Here is a 16,675-nt window from a genome sequence, read left to right on the forward strand (position 1 = left end):
CCGGCCGAGATTCGATAGAGGAAGAAGACATGACCCCCGAACCCCTGAAGCTCCTCGGCTCGGTCCAGGCGATCAACTGGAACCGCATCCAGGACGACAAGGACCTCGAGGTGTGGAACCGCCTCGTGAACAACTTCTGGCTGCCCGAGAAGGTGCCGCTGTCCAACGACATCCAGTCGTGGGCGACGCTCACCCCCGAGGAGCAGCAGACCACGATGCGCGTGTTCACCGGCCTGACGCTGCTCGACACGATCCAGGGCACCGTCGGCGCCGTCTCGCTGATCCCCGACGCGATCACCCCGCACGAGGAGGCCGTCTACACGAACATCGCGTTCATGGAGTCGGTGCACGCGAAGAGCTACTCGTCGATCTTCTCGACGCTCGCCTCGACGCCCGAGATCGACGACGCGTTCCGTTGGTCGGTCGAGAACGAGAACCTTCAGAAGAAGGCCCGCATCGTCATGGACTACTACCGTGGCGATGAGCCGCTCAAGCGCAAGGTCGCCTCGACCCTGCTCGAGTCCTTCCTCTTCTACTCGGGGTTCTACCTGCCGCTGTACTGGTCGTCGAAGGCGAAGCTGACGAACACGGCCGACATCATTCGCCTCATCATCCGCGACGAGGCCGTGCACGGCTACTACATCGGCTACAAGTTCCAGCGCGGGCTCGAGACCCTCGGCCAGGCCGAGCGCGACGAGCTCAAGGACTACACGTTCTCGCTGCTCTACGAGCTCTACGACAACGAGGTGCAGTACACGCAGGACCTCTACGACGGCATCGGCCAGACCGAGGACGTCAAGAAATTCCTGCACTACAACGCCAACAAGGCGCTCATGAACCTCGGCTACGAGGCGATGTTCCCCGCCACGGTCACGAATGTGAACCCGGCGATCCTGTCGGCCCTGTCGCCGAACGCCGACGAGAACCACGACTTCTTCAGTGGGTCGGGATCGTCGTACGTCATCGGCAAGGCCGTCGCGACCGAGGACGACGACTGGGACTTCTGAGTCACTGACGAAGGCCCCCGGCACTGCTCGCATGAGCGGATGCCGGGGGCCTTCGTCGTTCGCTGCGCGGTGGCCCGTGCAGTCAGTCGTCCTGTTCGTCGGACTCCTGCTCGTCCTTCGTGATGTCGTCGTCGCCGATGTCGCCCTCGGCTTGAGTCGGCTTGTCCGCGATGGGATCGCTCATGATGTCTCCTCTCAGTGCTCGCTGATGTTGCTCCGCGCCTCCTGTGCGCGGTCGGTCACGGTCCCGGCGGCGTCGGAACCCTCGTCCTTCACCGTCTGCACGGCCTCCTGGGTACGCTCCTTGACGGCGGTCGCGGCATCCTGAGCCGGCTCCTTCAGGTGGCTCGCGGCATCCTTCGCCACCTCCCCGAGCTCGTCGATGAGCGGCTGCGCCTGCTCCTTCGCCGTCTCGGCGAGCTCCTTCTCCTTCGCCGAGGCGGGGATGAGGGATGCGGCGAGCAGCCCCGCGCCGAAGGCGATCAGGCCCACGGCGAGCGGATTGCCCTCCGCCTTGGCCTTCACATCGTGGGCGACGCCGTGCGCGGACCCGGCGAGGTCGTGCGCGGACGAGCCGGCGTCGTCGGCGGCGCCCATGATCCGGTCGCGGACGGAGCCGACCGCGCCCTTGATCTTGCTCGTCTGGCGGTCGACGATCTTCGACGGGTTGACCTTGTCGGCCAGCGCGTCGACGTCGGTTCCGAGTTCGGCGCGGGTGCGCTCGATGTCGGCGCGGATCGCGTCAGGTGAATCGCTCATCGGTTCTCCTCGTTTCTCTTGAATGTCTCTGGGATCTCCTGCAGGGTCTCGACGGTCTGCGGCGCGCCCTGCACCTCTTTCAGTTGCTTGCGGCCGACCGCGTACAGGATCGCCGCGATGATCGCCCACAGGACCGCCACGATCACGCCCGACCAGCCCCACCCGACGAGGGTCGCGAGGGCGGCCCACAAGGCGAGGGACAGGAAGAGGACGACCATGGATGCCGCGTACCCGGCACCGCCGAGAAGCCCGGCGCCTTTGGCGGAGGTCGTGGCCGACTGCTTCAGCTCCGCCTTCGCGAGCGCGATCTCCTGCCGCATCAGCGTCGACAGATCGCGTGTCACCTCGCCGAGCAGGTCGCCGAGCGAGGTCGACGCGGCCTTGCGCTCAGAAGGTGTCGCGTCGCTCATCCGTGACCCTCTCGTCTGCGCCGCCGCGGAAACCGGCCGACTCGTCGTAGAGCGGCGTGTCCGACGGCGGCAGTTCACCGGTCGTGTCGGCCGCGATCGGGTCGATGTAGGCCGGGTCCCGTCCGTCGACGGGTGTGGCGGGCGCGGATGCCGGGACCGCCGCCGCTGCCGGGGCGGGTGCAAGCGCCGTGCGCGAGGTCGACGGGCCGCTGTCGTCGTGGGACGCCATCGCCCGGACGAGTCGCCCGGCGACGATCCCCACGACGGCCGCGCCGGCGATGAAGACGAGGGGACGGCGCCGCGCGAACCGCTTCACCTCGTCGAGGAGGGCGGCGGGGTCACGGTCACCCAACCACGCAGCCGCGCCGGTGAGGCGGTCGGAGACCTGCTGCACGAGGTCGGTGGCGATGCCGCCGCCTTCCGCGTTGCGGGCCATCGATCCGAGCTCCTCGCCTGCGGCCTTCAGCCCGCTCGCGACTCGCTCCTGCTGCTGCGCCGCCTGGTCCGAGAACTCGGTGCGGCTCTGCGCGTAGAGGTCCTTCAGTTGCGACTTCGCCTCGCCCGCCACGGACGCCGCCTCATCCTTGGCGGTGTGTGCGACATCCTTCGCCGCGTCGGTCGCGGTGCCGGTGACGGCGGATGCCTCATCCTTCACGGTCTCGGTCTTCCCCGACCCGGCGTCGGCGCCACCGGTACCCGTGGGTCCATATCCGACTGACATAGTTGCTCCCTTGCTCGAGGACTCCTGTCCTGGGAGCGCCACTGTGCGAGCGGGTCGAGCAAGTCGTACCGGGGTTGCGCACCATTGTGCCAAGCGGTACACGAGGGGACCGCGCTCGGCCGCCGGATCTCTGGCGCGCGGTCGCAACGAGCGGATGCCGGGGGTCCGCCGTCCGCGGCTGCGGGGTGTTCACGGATGCAATGGATCCGCGACGACACGCCGGCACATCGGGCGTGTGCGCGGCGTGTCGTGTCGGATCCATTGCATCCGCGAGCGGACCCGCGCGGGCCCGGACCGAGTGGGGTCAGCCCTTCACGCTGCCGGTCGCGAGCCCGCTCTGCCAGTACCGCTGCAGGAAGAGGAACGCGATGATGAGGGGCAGGATCGAGACGAGCGACCCGGTGATCACGGTGGAGAACAGTGCCTGGGCGCCGCCGCCGGCGGACGCGGCGGATTGCAGCTGTGCGAGGCCGACCGTGACGGGGTAGAGCTCCGACGTGTTCAGCATGATGAGCGGCAGGAAGTAGTTGTTCCAGGTCGCGACGAGCGAGAACAGGAAGACCGTCACGAGGCCGGGGCCGAGCAGGCGCAGCCCGACCTGCCAGAAGATCCGGAACTCGCCCGAGCCGTCCACCCGTGCCGCTTCCATGAGTTCCGTCGGGATGGAATCCGCGGCGTAGACCCGCATGAGGTACACGCCGAACGGGCTCACGAGCGACGGCACGATGATGGCCCAGGGCGTGTCCGTCAGACCGGCGTTCGAGAACAGCAGGTACGTCGGCAGCGCGAGGGCCGTGAGCGGGATCATGATCGCGCCGAGGGTCGCACTGAACAGCGCCTTCTTGCCCGGGAAGTCGTACTTCGCGAACGCGTACCCGGCCATCGCCGACAGCAGCGTCGCCCCCGCAGCCGACACAACGGCGTACAGCACGGTGTTGACGAGCCAGCGGAAGAAGATCCCGCCGCGCACAGTGAACAGGGTGGTGAGGTTGTCCCACAGGTGGAAGTCCCCGCTGAACCAGAGCCCGAAGGTGGCGAACAGGTCGGAGTTGTCCTTCGTGGCCGAGACGATCAGCCACCACAGCGGGAGCACGAAGTAGGCGGCGCACAGCCACAGCAGGACCGTCAGCGGCACATTCCGTTGACGCCCGCGGTCGTAGGTGCGGCTCCTCCCCGCACGGCGGGCGGGCTTGCCGGTGACGACGGCACGGGTTTCGAGGGCGGTCATCGGACGTCCTTCCGGTCGCGGCGTTCGCTGCGCTGGCTGGCGAGCTGGACGACGTACGAGACGATCGCGATGAACAGACCGAGGAGGAAGGCGATCGCGGCCGCGTAGTTCAGCTCCTGGTTGATGAAGGCGAGGTTGTACGCGTAGTAGTTCGGCGTGTACGAGTTCGTAATCACTCCCGGCGCGATGTTGTTGAGCAGGCTCGGCTCCGCGAAGAGCTGGAACGTCCCGATGATCGAGAAGATGACGGTCAGCAGGATGGCCGGTCGGATGGCGGGGATCTTGATGCTCCACGCGACGCGGAACTGCCCCGCACCGTCGATCTCGGCGGCTTCGAAGAGGTCGGCGGGGATGGCGCGCAGCGCCGCGTACATGATGATCATGTTGTAGCCGACGAACTCCCACGTGACGATGTTCATCATCGAACCGAGGATGCTGCCGGGCGAGAGGAACTCGGGGGTGCCCCAGCCGAGGCCGCGGGCGATCTGCGCGAGGGGGCCGAAGTCGGGGCCGTACAGGTAGCCCCACATGAGCGTCGCGACGACCGCCGGGACCGCGTACGGCATGAAGACGAGCAGCCGGACGCTGCGCGAGCCGCGGATGCGACCGCTGTCGAGGGCGAGCGCGAGGAAGAGGGCGAGGCCGAGCATGATCGGCACCTGGACGACGAGGAACAGCCCCATCCGTCCGATGCTGGCGAGGAATGCCGAGTCCTGGAGAGCGCGGACGTAGTTCGCGAGGCCGGCGAACACGTCCCCGCCGATGAGCTTGCTCTGGAAGAGGGAGAGGTAGCCCGAGTACACGAGGGGGACGATCAGCATCGCGACGAACACGACGAAGAACGGGAGGATGAACAGGTAGGCGGCGACGTTCTGTCGGCGCCGGTTCGAGCCGCTGCGTCGGCGCGAGGCGGCGGGGGAACGCTCTGCTCTGAGCGTCGAGGTGGTGGTCACGGATCCTCCTCGGATCGAGTGCGGATGGGATCGGGGCGCCCCGGCGGGGCGCCCCGATCCGGCTCACTTGACGGTGAAGCCCTGGTCCTCGGCGTAGGACACGAGCTGGTCCTGCCAGGTGTCCAGCGCGGCGGCGATGTCGCCCTTGTCGGCGATGACAGTCCCGAGGGTCTCCTCGTAGCTGGAGTACACGTACTCCATGAAGGGGAGCCACTGGAAGTCGGTGTCGACCGTCTGGGAGATGTCGGCGAACAGCTTGTTCACCTGCTGGCCGCCGTAGAACTCCGACGTCGCGTCGAGGAACGCGGGGTTCTCGAGCACCGAGTTCTGCGGCGGGAAGAAGAACTGCTCGGTCGCGAGCATCATCGCCGACTCCTCGTCGTGGTTGATGAACTTCGCGAGTTCCGCGGCCGCGATCTTGTTCTCCGAGCTCGCGAGCACGGCATCCGAGGAGCCGCCCCAGTTGCCGGAGACCTGCGAACCGGCATCCCACTGCGGCAGCGGCGCGGCGCGCCAGAGGCCCGACGTGCCCTCGGCGGTGCCCTGCAGGAACACGGGACCCCAGGCCGCGGTCAGCCATCCGGCGTACTTGCCGCTGGCGAGACCCTGGTACCACTGGTCGTTGAAGTCGACGTCGGTCGAGACGAGGTCGCGCTGGATGAGGTCGGTCCAGTAGGAGGCGACCTCCTTCGCCTCGGCGCTGTTGACGTCGATCGACACGGTCTCCTTGCCGTCGTAGCCGAACGGCTTGATGCCGCGCTGCCAGAAGAAGCCGATCAGCTGCCCGGCCTGCGTCGCGCCGAGGTTCGAGATGTAGGAGCCCGTCTTGGACTTCACGGCCTCCGCCGCCGTCGCGTACTCCTCCCACGTCGTGGGCGCCTCGGTGATGCCGGCCTTCGCGAGGATGTCCTCGCGGTAGAGGTTGCCCATGGGGCCGACGTCCTGCGGGATCGCCCACACCTCGTCGCCGGGCGAGACCTGGTTCCATGCCCACTCGACGTAGTCGCCCGAGAGGTCGTCGGCGCCGTAGGGCGCGAGGTCGAGGAGCGAGTCCGCCAGCACGAACGACGGGATGTACTGGTACTCGATCTGGGCGACATCGGGTGCGCCCTGCCCCGCCTCGATGGCGCTTCGGAGCTTCTGGTAGTGGGGGAGGCCCTGGCCGACGTTCTCGACGGTGACGTCGATCTTCGGGTACTTCTTCTCGAAGAGCGCCACCTCCTTCTCGATGTCGGGGACCCACGTCCAGAACGTGAGCTTCGTGGGGGTGTCCATCGCCTCGTCGATCTGATCCTGCGTGACCGTCTCCTGCGACGGTCCTTCGGAGGATGCCGGGGCGCAGGCCGCGAGCCCGCCGATGGACATGACGCCGACTGCCAGCGCCGCTGCTGTCTTGCGTGCCGTTCTCATGTGATCTTCCTTCGTGGTGGGTGGGTGTTCAATCGGTGGAGGTGGAGCTGAGGAAGCAGCGCGTCGCCCACGCTGCGAGGGGGATGCGGTCGCCCGCGCTGAACTCGTCGCCCGTGACGGCGTCCCGGGCCGAGACGGCGAGGTCGACGGTCTGCGGCGACCAGCCCCAGTTGAAGACGAACCAGGCCCGGCGGCCGTCGGGGAGCGATCCCGACGCGACCGATACGGGCAGGGTCGCGCCCCGGAGCAGTCCGGCGGACACGGGGTCGGGGGTGGTCCACCGGATCAGGTCGGCCGCGAGGGCGGGGGAGGGCAGCGTCCCGACGACGGTGATCCGCCCGGCACCGTGGGGCCGGGTCGTGACGGCGGCGAAGTCCCGGAAGCGCGGGTGGTCGTAGGTCACGAGCGTCTTGGCATCGGTGGGCAGCAGCCCGTCGGCCCAGGCCTCCGCGGTGGCGCCCGCGGTGACCGCGAACGATCCCACGCCGAGCGCGGGCACCGGCTTCTGCAGGTTCGAGAACTCCTCGTAGGAGACGCCGGCCGGCTCCGCGAGACGGGCCGGTGCGACCTCGATGCGGGCGCGCGCCTCGTGGTCGCCGTAGCCGGTGCGGATCCCGACGACGAGGTGACCACCGGCATCCGCATAGTCCCGGAAGAACTCCAGGGTCTCGTCGTCGGCGACGTACAGCCCCGCCGCGACGAGCACGGGGAAGCGTGCGGCGAGTTCGGTGGCGCCGAGGCCGCGGGCCTGCTCGACGTGGAGGATGCGTGCCTGGGCGCCGGCGTCGAAGACGCCCCGGTAGTAGGCGTCGAAGATCCGCTCGTAGGATGCCGCGGCGGGCTCGCCCGCGTCGTCCATGAGCGGGGGGAAGAAGTCGAAGGCGAACCTGCTGTCGGTCGACCAGAGCAGCGCGACGTCCGCGTCGGGCTCAAAGCCGTCGAGGGTCGTGCCGATCGCACCGAAGGCGGCACCGACCTCGGACAGCTCGCGGTAGACGCGTCCCGGCTCGAGGCTGTGGGGGAGGATGCCGCCCCAGTAGGTCTCGGTGCCGTACGGCAGCGTGTGCCAGTGCCAGTACTCGATCATGGCCGCGCCGCGCGCGACGAAGGCGAACGCGGCCTGGGTCAGCTGGCCAGGGTAGGGCGGCAGGTTGAAGGCGGACCCGCCGATCGATTGCGCGTCGGTCTCGGTGATGAGGAACCGCTCCTGCTTCGAGGAGAAGGTGCGGTCTGCCTGACGGAACATGCTGCTCACCCCGGAGGTCGTCCAGGCGGTGACGGCCGTGAGCTCCTCCGACGCGTCGAGGTGGTCCTGCATCGCGTAGTAGGGGTTCCCCGCCGTGACGTCGAGTGCGCGGGAGAGGCTCGCGTCGTCGAGGGCGGGGCGGGGGTAGGCGATGCACGTCGTCACGAACTGGTCGGCGGTGGCGTACTCGCGCACGATGTCGGCCTGCCACGCGATGAACTCGGTGGTGAGGTCGGCCTGGTAGCGCCGCCAGGCGAGGTCGTACTGCGGCAGGCTGTTGCCGTCGGGCGTCCAGAGCTCTGACCAGTCCGCGATGCGGTGCGACCAGTAGGTGAGACCCCACTCGCGGTTGAGCGTGTCGACGTCGCCGTAGGTCGCCGCCAGCCGACGGACGAAGCGCTGGAACGTGCTCCGGTTGTGGGGGAGCAGCATGCCGGGTTCGTTGTCGACCTGGTAGCCGATGATCGCGGGGTGGTCGGCATAGCGTCCGACGACGGCCCGGATGATGCGCTCCGCGTGATGACGGAACGCCGGGTGCGAGTAGTCGACTTCCTGACGGGCGCCCCACGGATGCGGGCGGCCGGTGCCCACTTCGGCGGCGATCTCCGGGTGGGCGACTTGCAGCCACGGCGGGATCGCGTAGGTGGGCGTTCCGAGGATCACGGCGATGCCGCGCTCGTGCGCTCCGTCGAGCACCGGCAGCAGCCACTCGAGGTCGAACTCCCCGTCGCGGGGCTCCCACGTCGACCAGACGGATTCACCGACGCGGATGACGGTGAAGCCCGCTTCCTTCATGAGGTCCAGGTCGAGAGCGGTGCGATCCGTCCAGTGGTACTCGGCGTAGTACGCGGCTCCGAACAGCAGGTGCGGGGGCAGGGTCGCGGGCATGCGTGGACTCCGTCGTCAGCTGGATGTTGTCGGAAACATTTCCGATGCGCACCATGATGTTTCCGATAACATCGGGTTGTCAAGCAACAATCCGGAAACGAGGGACGATGGCCGGGCGCACCGCCAAGGCCGCGACGATCTATGACGTCGCGGAGGCCGCCGGCGTGTCCCACCAGACGGTCAGTCGTTATCTCGCAGGTTTCCAGGGCATCCGTCCCGGGACGAGGGAGCGCGTCGAGCGCGCGCTCGACGAGCTCGAGTACCGCCCCAACCTCAGCGCTAGGGGCCTCAAGCTCGGCCGCTCCCACATCATCGCGGCCCTCACGCACGAACTCGACCAGGTCGGCCCGGCTCGCGTCGCCGAGGGAGCCGCGGCCGCGGCGCGCGAGGCCGGCTACGTCCTCGACCTCGTCACCCTCGACGTCCACAACCCGCGGGCGATCGAGGAGACCCTGCGGGTGCTCAGCCAGCAGACGCTCGCCGGTGTGCTCGCCCTCTCGTCCACCGACGAGATGAACCGCGTCTTCGCCGGCGCGGACTTCTCGGTCCCCCTGCACGTGCACTCCGAAGCCGACGACGCCTCCGGCGTCCGCGCGACAGGCGTCCCGGCCGTCATCGCACACCTCGCCGAACTGGGGCACCGTCGCATCGCGCACATCGCCGGTGCGCCGAACTGGGCGGCCAGTCGCAACCGCAGCCGCGCCGTGGCCGACGCGGCCGCCGCCCACGGACTCGAGGTGGTCGCCGAACTCCGGGGCGACTGGTCGGCGGCCTCGGCGCATGCCGCGCTCGCCTCACTCGACGAGCTGCCCCCGGCATCCGCCTATGTTGCCTCGAACGACCAGATGGCCCTCGGGGCGATGCTCGCGCTCAAGGAACGGGGTCTACGCGTTCCCGCGGACGTCAGTGTGACGGGCGTGGACGACATCCCCGAGGCGGCCTTCTTCGACCCGCCGCTGACCACCCTGCGCGTGGACTTCGCCGCCCGGGGGCGCCAGATCGTCTCCGCCATGCTCGAGAAGATCGGCGGTTCGGGCGCCTCCTCGTCCGCCGCGGTCGACGTCCCGTCCCTCCAGGTGCGAAGGTCCACGGCGCCGCCGCCCGCCTGAGCGGCGTCAGCCCTCGCTGCCGCACTCCGACACGGCGAGCAGGTCGAGTCCGGGGCGCCCCTGCACCGTCGACTCCGTGACGTCGACCGACACGTTCGTCTCGGCGCGACTGAGCCGCACGGTCGCGATGTCGAGGTCGACGCCGGCCGGTTCGAGCGCCCAGCCGTCGCCGAGGGCGACGGGGAGCTCCGTGACGGTCGCGGCGGCATCCGTCCCCTCCGGCAGCGCGACGGCGCCGTGGATCGTCGCGAACTCGCCCGTCGACGGGCCGCCCGGGCTGACCTCCGAATCGCACGACTGCGCGCTCGCCCCGCCGTCGGGGACGAACTCGGCGCCGTCGGGGAGGACGGCGACGATCTCGGCGACCGCGTCCTCGGCCTGGGCGCGCACGTCCGCGTACGACGGCCCCGCTCCCGCGGAGCAGGCGGTGAGACCGGTGAGGAAGGTCACGAGCAGCACCGTCGCTGCGCCGGACCGGGCGCGCATCAGCCGCTGCTTCCGCGGGCCAGCGAGGCCAGGAGCAGGCGCACGTCCTTGAGGACGGTTCCGTTCCTCTGACCGTCGCCGCTGAACAGTCGGTTGTGCAGATCGAGTCCCTGCATGAGCATCGCGCCGACCGAGCCCGTCGCCTGCTCCTCGGTGTACCCGGGGTCCAGCACGATGACCCCGGGGATCTCCTCAGGGCCGACGCCGTAGCCGATGTCGCCCACCTGGAAGCCCGCGTAGTACCGGTTGACGTCCTCCGCGGCCTGCGCCGCGTAGTAGGTCGTTCCGAAGACCGGGCGGTAGCCGTCGGTGGCCCCCACGCCGCCAGCGAGGAACCGCACGTCGAAACGGGCACCGTGCATCTCGGCCGAACTGCCGACCTGCGACCCGGCGCTGTGCTCGTAGCTGAGCGTCGGGAGCCCGGGGAGAGCGACCTCGATTCCCTTCACGATGCGAGCGTAGTCCGCACCCGCGGCCGTGGCGATCGTGTTGTTCTGCGGGCCCGACGCGAGATTCAGGGAGATCTGCGGCATGGGGGCGGCGAGCACCGTGAAGGCCACGACGGGGGCGCCCGGGTCGGCGTTGGCGACCTGCCAGTCGGCGAACGAGGTGACCGGGTCGTCCACCATGAAGCTGCGCACCGACGCGTTCGTCCCCGGGACGACGAGCAGGATGCCGGCAGCGGTCGACGGATCGCCCGCCATCTCGATCATCGCGCCGCGTTCGGGGGAGTAGAGGTAGAGGCGCACCTGCCCGGCGACGACCTTCGTGAGGTACCGGCGCTCGAGCAACAGGTCGCCGAGCAGTGCCGCGTCTTCCTCCGCGCCCCGGCTAGTCACCTGCTGCAACCGCTCGTCGACCCGCGCCAGGCGCGCCCGCGCCGCGTACCGGTTGGCGCGGACACGGTCGGCGGCGTCGATCCCGTCGAGCGAGCCGACGAGCACGGGCACCGTGCGGATGAGGTCGTCGCGGCGCGCGGCATCCATCTCGACCCACCAGATCGCGGCGTCGGCAGCGGAGGTCTGCGTGAGCAGCGTCGCGATGAGCCCGGGCGTGCGGTCCAGCAGCGCCGTCACGCCGTCGCGATCGAGGGAGGCCAGCTCGGCCAGGGTGGCCGAGACGCTGAGGTGCGTCCGGTGGTGATCCGGGGTCGGCGCTGCGGCGGATGCCTGCGCCACCGGGGCTACGGGGCTCACCAGGGCGAACGCCATCGCCGCAGCGGCCAGGGCTGCGGTGGGATGGGCGTTCGCGCGCATCATAGCGCTGATTGTATTGGCAGCCGGGACCGCTCCCGGCCACGCCAATCACGGACGGCCGCTCTCTCGACTCATAGACTGCTCGCGTGGCAGATACCCCGACCGTGGACGCTCCGCGTTTCAGCCCGGTGATCGCGTTGCTCGCCGTCTCCGCCTCGTGGGAGGCACAGCTCGCCGCGGAGCTGCGCGACCTCGGCATCTCGACCCGCAAGTTCGGTCTGCTCGGGCACATCGGCGCCGAGCCCGGCATCTCCTTCTCGGAGCTCGCACGTCGCTCCCGCATCACCGTCCAGTCGGCGCACGCCGCCGTGCACGCCCTCGTCGACGACGGCCTCGTGGCGGACGCGACGGCGCAGGCCGGCGCGGCCAGCGACCTGAGCGTGACGCCCCGCGGTGCGAAGGTCCTGCAGGACGCGCAGGAACGCCTCGCCGCCCTCGACCGCGCGCTGGCACAGGCGCATCCGAGGGTCGCGGAGTCGCTCGACGGCATCCGCGCCGGCGTCGTCGAATGACGCGCGCGGCACCGCGGGACCCGCTCCGCACGGCGGCGCGCTCGGCGCTGGCCGCTCTCCTCGTCGCCGCCGGCGTCGGTCACCTCACCGTCCTCCGCCGCGGGTTCCGCATCGCGGTGCCGGACTGGGCGACCCGGCTGCTGCGCACCGACAAGGACACCATCGTCGTCGTGTCGGGTGTCGTCGAGGCGCTGCTCGGCGTTGCGCTCCTCGTGCTCCCGCGCGAGCGCCGGCGCGTGGGCGTCGCGGTCGCCGCTCTGTTCGTCGCGGTCTTCCCCGGCAACGTGCACCATTGGCGCACCGGACGCGACGTGCCGGGGCTCGACTCCGACGCCAAGAGGTTCGCTCGCCTGTTCCTGCAGCCGCTCCTGGTCGCGTGGGCGCTCTGGTCGACACGTCGCTGAGTGGTCACCGTGCGGAGCCGTCACAGCGCGCGCACAGGTGGCGCGGGGTCCTTCAGCTAGGCTGAAGGCGTGTTCCGCACCCCTGCCTCCCTGTATCGCGTGCTCGCCATCGCCGAGCTGTTCTCCTGGACCCTCTTGATCGCCGGCCTCATCATCCGCGCGGTCGGCGGTCCGGCCGTCGCCGTCACGATCGGCGGCGGCATCCACGGGTTCGTCTTCCTCTCCTACGGGGCGACGGCCATCCTGGTCGCCCTCAACAACCGGTGGCACCTCGGCGTGGCGTTGCTCGCGGTGGGATCGGCGATCGTCCCCTACGCCACCCTGCCGATGGAGATGTGGCTGCGCCGAACGGGGCGCCTCGACGGGCACTGGCGGCTCGAGGAGACCGCCGACCCGCGTGACCGGCGGCCGATCGACCGGCTGCTGCGGTGGTTCCTGCGCCACGCCGGCGTCCTCGTGGCGCTGATCGTCGTCGCCGTCGTCGCGCTCTACGTCGTGCTGCTCATCGTCGGGCCGCCGGGCGGACGGTGATCCCGGGGGTCAGCGCCGCGTCGAGACCGTCACGGTGAACTTCGCGTCGCGCGCCGCCTGCCGCGTGGGACCGACGATCCGCTCGAGCGCGCTGCGGTAGCGCAGTCCGGAGTTCCATACGCACCAGAGTTCGCCGCCGGGCCGCAGGACGCGCGCCGCGTCGGCGAACATCCGCGGTGCGAGGCGGTCGGTCACGGCGGCCCCGCTGTGGAAGGGCGGGTTCAGCGCGATGAAGGATGCCGAGGCATCCGCCCGTGCCTGCAGCAGGTCGTCGCGCGCCACCTCGACGCGGTCGTCCACACCGTTCGCCGCGGCCGTCGCGCGCGCCGAGGCCACCGCGGCGGCGGACTGATCGGACGCGTAGACGTGCCGCCCGGGGTGAGCGAGGGCGAGGTGCGCGGCGACGGCGCCCGTGCCGCACGCGAAGTCGATGAGCGGGTCTGAGGCGCTGCCGCCGGCCGGGTCCTGCGGCAGGCGCGCGAGCAGCAGCCGCGTGCCGATGTCGAGCCGCGCGCCCGCGAACGCGCCGCCGAACGCGCGGAGGGCGAGGCCGTCGGCGTCGCCCTCCGCCGGCACGGGGTCGTGGCCGTCGTGCGGCCCGCGGGCGACGAGCACGCGCGACTTCTGGCGCGCCGGCGTCACGTCGAGCCGGTCGAAGGATCGGGCGAGGACGTCGTTCATCGCGAGGCTCATGTGCTTCAGGCGTCCGCCCGCCCAGACGACGACGTCCGGGTGGGCATGGGCTGCGATGAGCGCGGCGATGTCGTCCAGCGCGTCGAGGGACCGCGGCAGGCGCAGCAGCACGACCCGCGCCCCCGAGACGAGCCCCGCGCTCAACGGGAGCGACGACACGTGCCCGGTGAGGCCCAGCGCCGCGGCGTTGCGGGCGAGTGCGCATTCGCCCACGAGGGCGTCCTGATGGACGCGGATGCCGGTGCCCCCGTCCCATGCCGCACCGAGGGCCAGGGCGCCGTAGGCGTCGCCGATGACCGCGATATCCCCGGCGGCCGCGGCGGCGCGCGCGTCGGCGGACTCGTCGAGGATCAGCCGGTCGGCGGCGTCGGCGGCGACGAGCCCCGGAGCCTCGAGATCCGGGAGGCGGGACAGGCGCGCGAACGGGAACGGCGCGGCGGAGGTCACCCGTCGAGCGTATCGCCGGGCCGCGGCATCCCTCACCCGGGGGATACTCGGACGATGAAGACTCTCGCACGCTGGGTACTCGCCGGCGCCATGGTGTTCGCCGGCCTCAGCCACCTGTTCTGGGCTCGGAAGGAGTTCCAGGCGCAGGTGCCGGACCTCGTCACCGAGGTGCTGCCGATCGACAAGGACGGCGTCGTCGTCGCCTCGGGTGCCGTCGAGATGATGCTGGGCGCGGCTCTCGTCGCGCTCCCGAAGGAGCGGCGCCGCGTCGGGGCCATTCTCGCGGCGTTCTTCGTCGCGATCTTCCCCGGCAACATCGGTCAGGCCCTGGGGAAGCGCGACGGCTTCCGCCTCGACAGCGACAAGGCGCGCTGGGCACGGCTGCTGTTCCAGCCCGTCCTCGTCGCCTGGGCGCTGTGGTCGACGCGGGATGAGGGGTCCGCACGCGGCTGAGACGAGAGAGGCCCCCGTCCGCGCGGACGGGGGCCTCCTTCGCGCAGGGGGGCGTCAGGTGCGGACGCCTCCGGTCCGCAGACGCGACAGCGCATCGACGGTGGCGGCGAGGATCAGGACGCCGCCCGTGACCAGCAGGTTGAAGCCGGCATCCATCTGCAGCAGGCCGAGCCCGTTGATGATGATCGCGATGACGAGCGCACCGATCGCCGCGTGGATCAGCCGTCCGCGACCGCCGAACAGGCTCACACCGCCGACGACGGCCGCCGCGACACCCGAGAGGACGATGTCGCGTCCGACCGCGCCGTCGACCGAGCCGACACGCGTCTGGTTGAACAGCAGCGAGACGACCGACAGGCCCGAGGCGATCACGAAGCACCACCACTTCACCCAGCGGACCTTGATGCCGGCGCGACGCGCGGCCTCGGCGTTGCCGCCGATCGCGTAGACGTACCGTCCGAACGTGGTGCGGTCGAGCACGAACGTGCCGATGAACAGGATCGTGAGGACGACCGGCACGATGATCGGCACCCCCTCGATGGGGATGATCGACTGCGACCGGTTGAGGTTCAGGACGAACACCGCGGCCCCGCCGAGGATCAGGAGCACCGCGAGCTTGGCCCACACGAGCGCGATCGGCCGGTTGGGGACGCCCGCCCGGGTCCGGCGGCGCCGGTCCCAGAACGACAGTCCGCCCGAGATGAGCACCATGACGCCGAGCATGACCCAGCCGCCCCAGACCGGGAGCCGGCCGTTCTGCAGGGCCAGCAGCTCGGGAGCCTCGATCGGGTAGAGACCACCCGCGCCGATGATGAGGAGGGCGAGGCCCTGATACCCGAGGAACAGGCCCAGCGTGACGACGAAGGACGGGATGCCGATCCTCGCCACGAGGAAGCCGATCAGGGCTCCCGTCGCCAGGCCGATGAGCAGGCCGAGCCCGAGCGCGATCGGCCAGGGGATGTCGAGTTTGACGTTGAGGACGACGAAGGACGCGATGCCCACGCCGCCGGTGACACCGGCCGACAGGTCGATCTCGCCGAGCAGCAGCACGAACACGAGCGCCATGCCGAGGACGACGAGGGATGCCGCCTGGCTCATGAGGTTCGCGAAGTTCACCGGGGTGAAGAAGAACCGGCTGAGGATGCTGAAGAGGATGACGAGGAGGACGAGGCCGCCGACGGCGGGGAGCGCGCCCATCTCGCCGCCGCGCACCCGCTGCAGCCAGGCGCGTACCTGGTCGCCGACGCCGCCTTCGACGCCGCTGCCGATGAGGTCGCTCACGACGGGGTCGGGTGCCGCCGCGGTCCGGGTGCTGGTGCTCATGCGTCGCCTCCGACGGGGATCGTGGACGTCCCGACGAGCTGCACGCCCGGGGGGACCTTGGTTCCGGTGATGTAGCCGACGATGTCGTCGCGGGTGGTCTCGGTGGTGGCGACCTGCGCGACCATCTGGCCGAGGTAGAGGACCGCGATGTCGTCGGCGACCGCGAAGACGTCGGCCAGGTTGTGGCTGATGAGGACCACCGCGACACCCTGGTCGGCGAGGCGGCGGACGAGGTTCAGGACCTGTTCGGTCTGCGCGACGCCGAGGGCGGCCGTGGGCTCGTCGAGGATGACCACCCGCGCCTTCTTCAGCACAGCGCGGGCGATCGCGACGGTCTGCCGCTGACCGCCGGACAGGCTCGACACCTTCTGCCGCACGCTCTTGACGGTGCGCACCGAGAGGGAGCGGAGGGTGTCGGAGGCCTCCTTCTCCATTCGGCCCTCGTCGAACGTCCCGCCGATGACCTCCTCGCGGCCGAGGAACATGTTCTGGACGATGTCGAGGTTGTCGCAGAGCGCGAGGTCCTGGTAGACGACCTCGATGCCCAGCGCACCGGCTTCGCGCGGGGTCCGGAGCGACTGCTCCTGACCGTCGACGAGGATCTCGCCGGTGTCGTAGGGCTGCACACCGGCGAGGCCCTTGATGAGGGTGGATTTGCCGGCGCCGTTGTCGCCGACGAGGGCGGTGACCATGCCCGGTCGGACCGTGAGGTCGACGCCCTTGAGGACGCTGACCGGGCCGAAGGACTTCGTCACGCGCCGGAGTTCGATGATGGGTTCGCTCATGCGGGTTCTCCTGAGAGGTCGGGGTGTCGCGCAGACAGGGAGGGTGGGGATGCC

Annotated in this window: 18 protein-coding genes; 6 read left to right on the forward strand and 12 right to left on the reverse strand. The window is 70.2% G+C overall.

The features are described 5' to 3' along the window. The first annotated feature begins 29 nt into the window (after positions 1-29). The gene (gene nrdF, locus ACPEH0_RS00445; RefSeq protein WP_064001665.1) at positions 30-1,007 is read left to right on the forward strand and encodes a class 1b ribonucleoside-diphosphate reductase subunit beta; all 978 of its coding nucleotides are present in this window, start codon (positions 30-32) and stop codon (positions 1,005-1,007) included. 195 nt (positions 1,008-1,202) lie between these two features. Here the strand turns inward: nrdF and ACPEH0_RS00450 are convergent, their stop codons facing one another. From ACPEH0_RS00450 to ACPEH0_RS00480, 7 genes are all read right to left on the reverse strand, one after another. After that, positions 1,203-1,766: a DUF3618 domain-containing protein gene (locus ACPEH0_RS00450; RefSeq protein ID WP_366213334.1), complete on the reverse strand. Its 564-nt coding sequence runs from the start codon at positions 1,764-1,766 to the stop codon at positions 1,203-1,205. Further along, on the reverse strand, positions 1,763-2,176 hold the full coding sequence (locus tag ACPEH0_RS00455) for a phage holin family protein (protein WP_311284067.1): 414 nt from the start codon (positions 2,174-2,176) through the stop codon (positions 1,763-1,765). The genes ACPEH0_RS00450 and ACPEH0_RS00455 overlap by 4 nt, the downstream gene beginning before the upstream one ends. Further along, positions 2,154-2,897: a hypothetical protein gene (locus tag ACPEH0_RS00460; RefSeq protein ID WP_366213332.1), complete on the reverse strand. Its 744-nt coding sequence runs from the start codon at positions 2,895-2,897 to the stop codon at positions 2,154-2,156. Before ACPEH0_RS00460 ends, ACPEH0_RS00455 begins: the two co-directional genes overlap by 23 nt. A gap of 304 nt (positions 2,898-3,201) precedes the next feature. After that, positions 3,202-4,125 (reverse strand): carbohydrate ABC transporter permease, encoded by a 924-nt coding sequence (locus ACPEH0_RS00465; RefSeq protein WP_366213331.1) that lies wholly within the window; start codon positions 4,123-4,125, stop codon positions 3,202-3,204. Beyond that, positions 4,122-5,078, reverse strand: coding sequence for a carbohydrate ABC transporter permease (locus ACPEH0_RS00470; protein WP_366213330.1), 957 nt, complete (start codon positions 5,076-5,078; stop codon positions 4,122-4,124). Before ACPEH0_RS00470 ends, ACPEH0_RS00465 begins: the two co-directional genes overlap by 4 nt. Positions 5,079-5,141: 63 nt before the next feature. Beyond that, positions 5,142-6,488, reverse strand: coding sequence for an ABC transporter substrate-binding protein (locus ACPEH0_RS00475; RefSeq protein ID WP_366213329.1), 1,347 nt, complete (start codon positions 6,486-6,488; stop codon positions 5,142-5,144). Between the two features lie 28 nt (positions 6,489-6,516). Continuing rightward, positions 6,517-8,622 carry a beta-galactosidase gene (locus ACPEH0_RS00480; protein WP_366213328.1) on the reverse strand — a complete coding sequence of 702 codons (2,106 nt, stop codon included), beginning with the start codon at positions 8,620-8,622 and terminating at the stop codon, positions 6,517-6,519. A 107-nt stretch (positions 8,623-8,729) separates the two neighbouring features. Between ACPEH0_RS00480 and ACPEH0_RS00485 the strand changes: the two genes are divergently transcribed. Further along, positions 8,730-9,731: a LacI family DNA-binding transcriptional regulator gene (locus ACPEH0_RS00485; protein WP_366213327.1), complete on the forward strand. Its 1,002-nt coding sequence runs from the start codon at positions 8,730-8,732 to the stop codon at positions 9,729-9,731. 6 nt (positions 9,732-9,737) lie between these two features. On the opposite strand, the gene ACPEH0_RS00490 is transcribed toward ACPEH0_RS00485, so the two are convergent. Then, the gene (locus ACPEH0_RS00490; protein ID WP_366213326.1) at positions 9,738-10,217 is read right to left on the reverse strand and encodes a hypothetical protein; all 480 of its coding nucleotides are present in this window, start codon (positions 10,215-10,217) and stop codon (positions 9,738-9,740) included. Further along, positions 10,217-11,476, reverse strand: coding sequence for a hypothetical protein (locus ACPEH0_RS00495; RefSeq protein WP_366213325.1), 1,260 nt, complete (start codon positions 11,474-11,476; stop codon positions 10,217-10,219). The genes ACPEH0_RS00490 and ACPEH0_RS00495 overlap by 1 nt, the downstream gene beginning before the upstream one ends. A gap of 83 nt (positions 11,477-11,559) precedes the next feature. On the opposite strand from ACPEH0_RS00495, the gene ACPEH0_RS00500 reads away from it, so the two are divergent. From ACPEH0_RS00500 to ACPEH0_RS00510, 3 genes are all read left to right on the forward strand, one after another. Beyond that, on the forward strand, positions 11,560-11,985 hold the full coding sequence (locus ACPEH0_RS00500; RefSeq protein ID WP_366213324.1) for a MarR family winged helix-turn-helix transcriptional regulator: 426 nt from the start codon (positions 11,560-11,562) through the stop codon (positions 11,983-11,985). Then, positions 11,982-12,389, forward strand: coding sequence for a DoxX family protein (locus tag ACPEH0_RS00505; RefSeq protein ID WP_253034054.1), 408 nt, complete (start codon positions 11,982-11,984; stop codon positions 12,387-12,389). Before ACPEH0_RS00500 ends, ACPEH0_RS00505 begins: the two co-directional genes overlap by 4 nt. Positions 12,390-12,458: 69 nt before the next feature. Further along, positions 12,459-12,920: a DUF3817 domain-containing protein gene (locus tag ACPEH0_RS00510; protein WP_359917126.1), complete on the forward strand. Its 462-nt coding sequence runs from the start codon at positions 12,459-12,461 to the stop codon at positions 12,918-12,920. Between the two features lie 9 nt (positions 12,921-12,929). On the opposite strand, the gene ACPEH0_RS00515 is transcribed toward ACPEH0_RS00510, so the two are convergent. Continuing rightward, entirely contained in the window at positions 12,930-14,060 is a 1,131-nt protein-coding gene (locus ACPEH0_RS00515) for a class I SAM-dependent methyltransferase (protein WP_366213323.1), read from the reverse strand. Positions 14,061-14,114: 54 nt separating this feature from the next. Here ACPEH0_RS00515 and ACPEH0_RS00520 point away from each other — a divergent pair, with 54 nt between their 5' ends. Next, positions 14,115-14,513, forward strand: a complete 399-nt coding sequence (locus ACPEH0_RS00520; RefSeq protein WP_217530519.1) for a DoxX family protein — start codon at positions 14,115-14,117, stop codon at positions 14,511-14,513. 54 nt (positions 14,514-14,567) lie between these two features. Here ACPEH0_RS00520 and ACPEH0_RS00525 read toward each other — a convergent pair whose 3' ends face one another. Together ACPEH0_RS00525 and ACPEH0_RS00530 are read right to left on the reverse strand one after the other, a co-directional pair. Further along, positions 14,568-15,836 carry a sugar ABC transporter permease gene (locus tag ACPEH0_RS00525; RefSeq protein WP_366213322.1) on the reverse strand — a complete coding sequence of 423 codons (1,269 nt, stop codon included), beginning with the start codon at positions 15,834-15,836 and terminating at the stop codon, positions 14,568-14,570. Further along, a complete protein-coding gene (locus ACPEH0_RS00530; protein ID WP_217530515.1) occupies positions 15,833-16,621 on the reverse strand; it encodes an ATP-binding cassette domain-containing protein in 789 nt (262 codons plus the stop codon). The genes ACPEH0_RS00525 and ACPEH0_RS00530 overlap by 4 nt, the downstream gene beginning before the upstream one ends. Positions 16,622-16,675 lie beyond the last annotated feature (54 nt).

Origin of the sequence: Microbacterium sp. NPDC079356 (genome assembly GCF_049545465.1) — a bacterium.
Lineage (GTDB): Bacteria > Actinomycetota > Actinomycetes > Actinomycetales > Microbacteriaceae > Microbacterium > Microbacterium gawkjiense.